Origin of the sequence: Pseudomonas fluorescens, from assembly GCF_030344995.1 — a bacterium.
Lineage (GTDB): Bacteria > Pseudomonadota > Gammaproteobacteria > Pseudomonadales > Pseudomonadaceae > Aquipseudomonas > Aquipseudomonas fluorescens_BF.
The window spans coordinates 2891161-2897161 of sequence record NZ_CP128260.1 but is presented as its reverse complement, the minus strand read 5'-3'; the positions used below and the strand labels follow the sequence as shown (position 1 = coordinate 2897161).

6 protein-coding genes are annotated in these 6001 nt (G+C 61.8%); 3 read left to right on the top strand and 3 right to left on the bottom strand.

Annotation, left to right across the window (positions count from 1 at the left end):
• The first annotated feature begins 238 nt into the window (after positions 1-238).
• From QR290_RS13030 to QR290_RS13020, 3 genes are all read left to right on the top strand, one after another.
• Positions 239-643: a hypothetical protein gene (locus tag QR290_RS13030; RefSeq protein WP_289205112.1), complete on the top strand. Its 405-nt coding sequence runs from the start codon at positions 239-241 to the stop codon at positions 641-643.
• Between the two features lie 40 nt (positions 644-683).
• A complete protein-coding gene (locus QR290_RS13025; protein WP_115077466.1) occupies positions 684-1100 on the top strand; it encodes an organic hydroperoxide resistance protein in 417 nt (138 codons plus the stop codon).
• A gap of 136 nt (positions 1101-1236) precedes the next feature.
• Complete coding sequence (locus QR290_RS13020; protein WP_289205111.1) at positions 1237-2670, top strand: catalase; 1434 nt, start codon at positions 1237-1239, stop codon at positions 2668-2670.
• 57 nt (positions 2671-2727) lie between these two features.
• Here the strand turns inward: QR290_RS13020 and QR290_RS13015 are convergent, their stop codons facing one another.
• The 3 genes from QR290_RS13015 to QR290_RS13005 all read right to left on the bottom strand — a co-directional run bounded on the left by QR290_RS13015 (position 2728) and on the right by QR290_RS13005 (position 5912).
• The gene (locus QR290_RS13015; protein WP_262161588.1) at positions 2728-4146 is read right to left on the bottom strand and encodes an aldehyde dehydrogenase family protein; all 1419 of its coding nucleotides are present in this window, start codon (positions 4144-4146) and stop codon (positions 2728-2730) included.
• A gap of 66 nt (positions 4147-4212) precedes the next feature.
• On the bottom strand, positions 4213-4962 hold the full coding sequence (locus tag QR290_RS13010) for a creatininase family protein (RefSeq protein ID WP_007958543.1): 750 nt from the start codon (positions 4960-4962) through the stop codon (positions 4213-4215).
• A gap of 134 nt (positions 4963-5096) precedes the next feature.
• Complete coding sequence (locus QR290_RS13005) at positions 5097-5912, bottom strand: AraC family transcriptional regulator (RefSeq protein ID WP_262161586.1); 816 nt, start codon at positions 5910-5912, stop codon at positions 5097-5099.
• Positions 5913-6001: the final 89 nt, after the last annotated feature.

The window sequence follows — 6001 nt, the reverse complement described above, 5'->3', positions numbered from 1 at the left end:
CCACCGTTTCATCCATGCAACGGGCATCGAAAACCCGCGCAGAGTCTTGACCGGCCAGTGAAAAAACCACCTCGCAGCGGGTTGCAATCACCCGGCGCTAACAAGCGCTAACAACGCATAACTGGCAGTCATTCGGCCCTGAAGGCAGGCTTGAGCCTCACCACTGAACGCCAGGCCACCTGCGAACCTTTTTGGTCGCCTCGCTCAGTCGAACGATGGTTTTGCGAGGGATTCGACCATGGCTGAAGGTTATCGCGACAATTGCCTGTGCGAGGCCGACCGGCTCGGCAATGACGAACTGTATGCCTTGGTCGCGGGTGCCGTCAGGCATGGCCGGGGTGAAGCACAACAACTGTTCGCGACGGTGACGCCGTTACTCATCGCCTTTTACGAAGGCCAGGTGCAGGCCGGGCGGATCCGTCGAGAAGACACCGGTAATCTCGTCCAGCAAGCTTTCAGGGCGCTCTATCAGGAACAGGCCGCCCATGACCCGAGCTTCCCGTTTCGCGCCTGGCTGATCGAGATCGCACGATCGACGCTGCTCGACAATCTGGGCCATCGCGGCACTGACGCCGTGGCCACGGCCGACGCGCTGGCGGGCGCTTCTGCACGCGAATGCCATGAACCCACACGGGCAACATGAACCGCCCTTCTCGCTGTGAAATGCTCTTCAGGGAATGCCCATGATCGATATCGAAAAAACCCTCTACTCCGCGCATACCCACACCACGGGAGGCCGCGAGGGCACAGGGCGCAGTCACGATGGCCGACTGGATCTCAAGCTTTCTCCGCCGGGCGCGCCCGGCACCGGAACCAACCCCGAGCAATTGTTTGCCGTGTGCTGGTCGGCATGTTTTCTCGGCTCACTGCGCCATGCCTGCAACGCGCGCAAGATCGGTTTTCCGGCAACGGCCGGGGTCGATGCGCAAATCGATCTGGTCCATGGGGAGCAGGGTTTTTTCCTGCAGGCGAGACTGGCGGTGTCACTGCCGGAAATCGAGCCTGAAGTGGCGCAACAACTGATCGAGGCGGCGCACCAGAATTGCCCTTACTCCAAGGCCACGCGCAACAACATCAAGGTCAGCATCACCCTCGCCTGATCCGTCTTTTGCCCATAGCAAAACGCCCAATCTTCCAACCACACCTTCGTACTATCCGGCGACACCATGGTGCAATAGATCGCGCCCGGGGCTTTTGATGTGATGGCGGGAAACCGACAAAAGCCAGGAGTTGCGCATGAACAAGCTGACGACTGCTGCGGGCGCGCCCGTGGTTGATAACAACAACGTACAGACCGCCGGCCCGAGAGGCCCGATGCTGTTGCAGGACGTATGGTTGCTGGAAAAACTGGCGCATTTCGATCGGGAAGTCATCCCCGAGCGGCGCATGCACGCCAAGGGTTCGGGCGCGTTCGGCACTTTCACCGTCACCCACGACATCACCCGTTTCACCAAGGCCAGACTGTTTTCCAGCGTAGGCAAGACCACCGATGTGTTCGTCCGGCTTTCGACCGTTGCCGGTGAGCGTGGCGCGGCGGACGCCGAGCGTGATATCCGCGGATTCGCCATCAAGTTCTACACCGAGCAAGGTAACTGGGACCTGGTGGGCAACAACACGCCGGTGTTCTTTTTGCGCGACCCGTTGAAATTCCCCGACCTCAACCATGCGGTCAAACGCGACCCGCGCACCAACATGCGCAGCGCCCGTAACAACTGGGATTTCTGGACGCTGCTGCCCGAGGCGCTGCACCAGGTCACGATCGTCATGAGCGACCGCGGACTGCCGCGCACCTACCGCCACATGCACGGTTTCGGCAGCCACACTTTCAGTTTCATCAGCCCGGCGAACGAACGTTTCTGGGTGAAGTTCACCTGGAAGACCCAACAAGGCATTGAAAACCTCACCGACCAACAAGCCGCGACCCTGATCGGCGATGACCGCGAAAGTGCCCAGCGCGACCTGTACAGCGCCATCGAGGAAGGCCACTTCCCGCAATGGAAGCTCTACGTGCAAGTGATGCCGGAACTGGACGCCGAGACCTGCCCGATCAACCCGTTCGACCTGACCAAAGTCTGGCCCCACGCGGATTACCCGCTGATCGAAGTCGGTGTGCTGGAACTCAACCGCAACCCCGACAACTACTTCGCCGACGTCGAACAGGCGGCCTTCAATCCGGCCAACGTGGTGCCCGGCATCAGTTTCTCACCGGACAAAATGCTCCAGGCCCGCCTGTTCTCCTACGGCGATGCACAGCGCTATCGCGTCGGCGTCAACCATCATCAGATCCCGGTGAATGCCCCGCGCTGCCCGGTCCACAGCTATCACCGGGACGGCCAGATGCGCACCGATGCGAACGCGGGCAGCACCATCGGCTACGAGCCCAACAGCTATGGCCAGTGGGCCGAGCAACCGGATTTCAGCGAGCCACCGCTGGCCCTCAAAGGCAGCGCCGGACACTGGAATCACCGCGAGGACGACGATTACTTCTCGCAACCCGGCGCATTGTTCCGGGCCATGTCCCCCGCCCAGCAACAGGTCTTGTTCGACAACACCGCGCGCTCGATCCATGGCGCCAGCGCCCAGACCCGGCAACGCCATATCGATAACTGCACCTGCGCCGATCCGGCGTACGGTGCAGGCGTTGCGCAGGCCATTGAAGCACTGGGCTGATCCGCAATGGCATAAGCAAGGCAAGCAGGATTGATCCTGTTTGCCCTGCTGACGTTGTCAGTCCTCTACGATGCTTTTCGCTTCTAGAAACGCTTCCAGTCCTGATATCCCGAATTCCCTGCCGATCCCCGACTGCTTGACCCCGCCAAACGGCGCGAGCAACTCCGGTGCGATCCGGTTGATCAACACCGAACCGGCCTCCAGGCGCGCAGCGATGCGTCGGCCACGTTCGACCTCGCGGGTGAATACATACGCCTGCAAACCGTAGACGCTGGCATTGGCCAGGCGGATGGCGTCTTCCTCATCGTCATAGGCGATGATCGACAGCACCGGGCCAAAAATCTCTTCCCGGGCGATGTCCATGTCGTTGCTGACATCGGCAAACACCGTGGGCTTCACGAAATAGCCTTTGCTCAGTCCGTGAGGCCTGCCCTCCCCGCCGACGATCAATCGCGCGCCCTGCTCCAGCCCGCGCCGGATAAAGCCCTGCACGCGATCAAACTGGGCTTGGTTGACCAACGGGCCGATGGCGGTAGCCGGGTCCCGGGGATCGCCGACCACGGTCGCGTCGACCAGGGTTTTCACCCGTTCGATCACCTGCTGCAAGAACGCGCGCGGCACCAACAGCCGCGTGCCGGCGACGCAGGCCTGGCCGTTGTTCATGAAGGCGGCATTCAGTGCCATGGGGATGGCCGTTTCGAGATCCGCGTCGTCGAGCACGATGGACGCCGATTTCCCGGTGAGCGACAGGTTCACCCGCTTCATGGTCTCGATGCCGGCACTGGCGATGAGTTTTCCGGTGGCGGTGGAGCCGGTGAACGAGACCTTCGCGATGTGCGGGCTGGTGCTGATCTCGTCGCCCACATCGCTCCCACGGCCCAGAACAATATTGATCACCCCGTTTGGCAGTTCCGCACGGTGCAAGGCGAGCGCGAGCACCTGGGTCTGCAACGGGCTGAGTTCACTCGGTTTGATAACCGAGGCGCAACCGCCGGCAATCGCCGCCGCCAGTTTGCTGCACACCGTACCGGCGGTGCTGTTCCAGGGAGCGAACAACGCCGACACTCCGACCGGTTCCATCACGACCCTTGCACGGCCCACAGGCCGGACCAGTTCGTAGTTCTCCAGCACCTGCGCCGCGTTGGCAAAGGATTGCGATGCGTACTGGCTGACCCATTGCGCACGGGCCAACGGTGCGCCGTATTCCTCGATGGCGGTGTCGCGTATGTTTTCGGTGCTCTCCAGCACCGCGGCCTGAAGGCGCCTGAGCATGTCGATGCGCTCGGCTTTCGAGGTGCGGCCCATCGTGACTTGCGCACGCTTGGCGGCGGCGATGGCTTGCCTGGCATCGTCGCGATTGGCCAGGGTGACCGTACCGATGACGGACTCCGTCGCCGGGTTGATGCATTCGATCGTTTCGCGGCCCTGAACGGGCACGAACGCGCCATCGATGTAGCTGTGACGGATAGTCCACATGGCGATATTCCCAAGGTGTTGAAACAGCAACGCCCGGAAAATCCGGGCGTTGATCAGGGCGACGGTTCAGTCGGGTAGTGATTCGCGGCTGAAGGCTTGCACCTCCTGCACCAGACCGCGAGCGGCCATTTCCACCAGTTGCCGACCCTTTTCCGGCGAAGCCTGCGCCGGGTCCGAGCCCATGCGGCCGTCCGGGTGACGGGCGCGGAAATCCGCCGCTTCACGGATCGGCCCCCAATTGGCGACCTGCGGCGAGTAGTCGGCCGACTTGATGGAATCGGGATACGCCCATTGGGTCACGGCGATTTCCGAAGGAGTCGCATGAATGCCGTGACCGGTCGGGAACTGATCACGGGCCAGCTCATTCACTCCTTCCAGATCCCACCAGTTGCACAGCTTCAGGGCGAACCCGGCCTTGCGTCGGGCGAAACTCGCTTCGGCGTACAGCTCCGAAAACGCGGCTTCGATTGACGCGATGTTGCCGCCGTGGCCATTGAGGAAAAAGATCTTTTCAAAGCCGTGGGCGGCCAGCGAACGGGCCCAGTCGGCGATGGCGGCGATGAAGGTCGAAGGCCTGAGCGAGATGGTGCCGGGGAACCCGAGGTGATGCTGCGCCATGCCGATGTTGAAGGTCGGGGCAATCAGGATGTCGGCGCTTTTCTGCGCTTCATGGGCGATGATTTCCGGGCACATCCAGTCGGTGCCCAGCAGGCCGGTCGGCCCGTGCTGTTCGTTGGAGCCGATCGGGATGACGATGGTGCGGCTGCGTTCGAGGAATTGCGCTATTTCGGACCAGGTCGATAGGTATAAAAGCATCAGGATTCTCACTCTTCGAAGGTTCCTCGCGGAACGAGGCTGGGTGTTCAATGCACCTGCAACAGCAGCGTCATTGATACCACCCGCCTCCCTTCGACGACAGAATACGAAGGTATCGGAATCGCCAAAACGCCCTAATCGCGGACGAGAAATTCACGGGGCGATTCGCCCATCACCCGCCTGAACATCGCACTGAAGGCACTCTGGCTGGCGTAGCCCAGATCCCGGGCAATCACCCCGACGGACTGTCCCTTGTCGAGCCGGTCGATGGCGGTCGCCAGCCGCACCTGTTGCAGCCAGTGGCGGAAATTCAGGCCGGTTTCATTGACGAACAGGCGAATCAGCGTGCGCGAACTGGCACCGACCCGGTCAGCCCAGTAACCGATCGAATGGTCTTGTCCCGGATCCTGCAGAATCGCCTCGCACACCGTGACCAGTCGCCGGTCGACCGGCCACGGCACTTCGATCGGCAGCGTCCGGGCCGCCTGCAACTCAGTGAGTATCAGGGCCACGATGTGTGCGTTACGGCCTTCCTGTGGGTATTCGATCGGCTGCTCGGCCAGGGCCAGAATCAACTCGCGCAGCAGTCCAGGGATCTCCAGCACTTTGCAATGATGGCCCAGCCCTGCGCAGACCTGCGGCTCGATGTAGATCGAGCGCATCTTGACCGCGCTCAGCATCAACTGGTCGTGGATCATCCCGGGCGGAATCCACAGCGCCCGCTTCGGCGGCAGGATCCACAACCCGCGCTCGGTGGCCACCCGCATCACGCCGTTCGAGGCATACAGCAATTGCCCGTGCCGATGCACGTGTGGCTCGTTGTATTCGCCGGTGGACTGATCGCGCACCAGCACGGTCATTACGCGCGGCACGTCCTGATAGTCGGGATAACGTTCGCTGCGCAGCGGGGACTCACGCTGGGCGATGACCTTGCGCACCTCTCGTTTCATCGGCTGGACTCTCCTGAAACAGACCTTGATCGTGTTAAAGCGGCGATTGTCACTTTGGCGACAAATCCTGGCATTTGCCATGGCCAGCC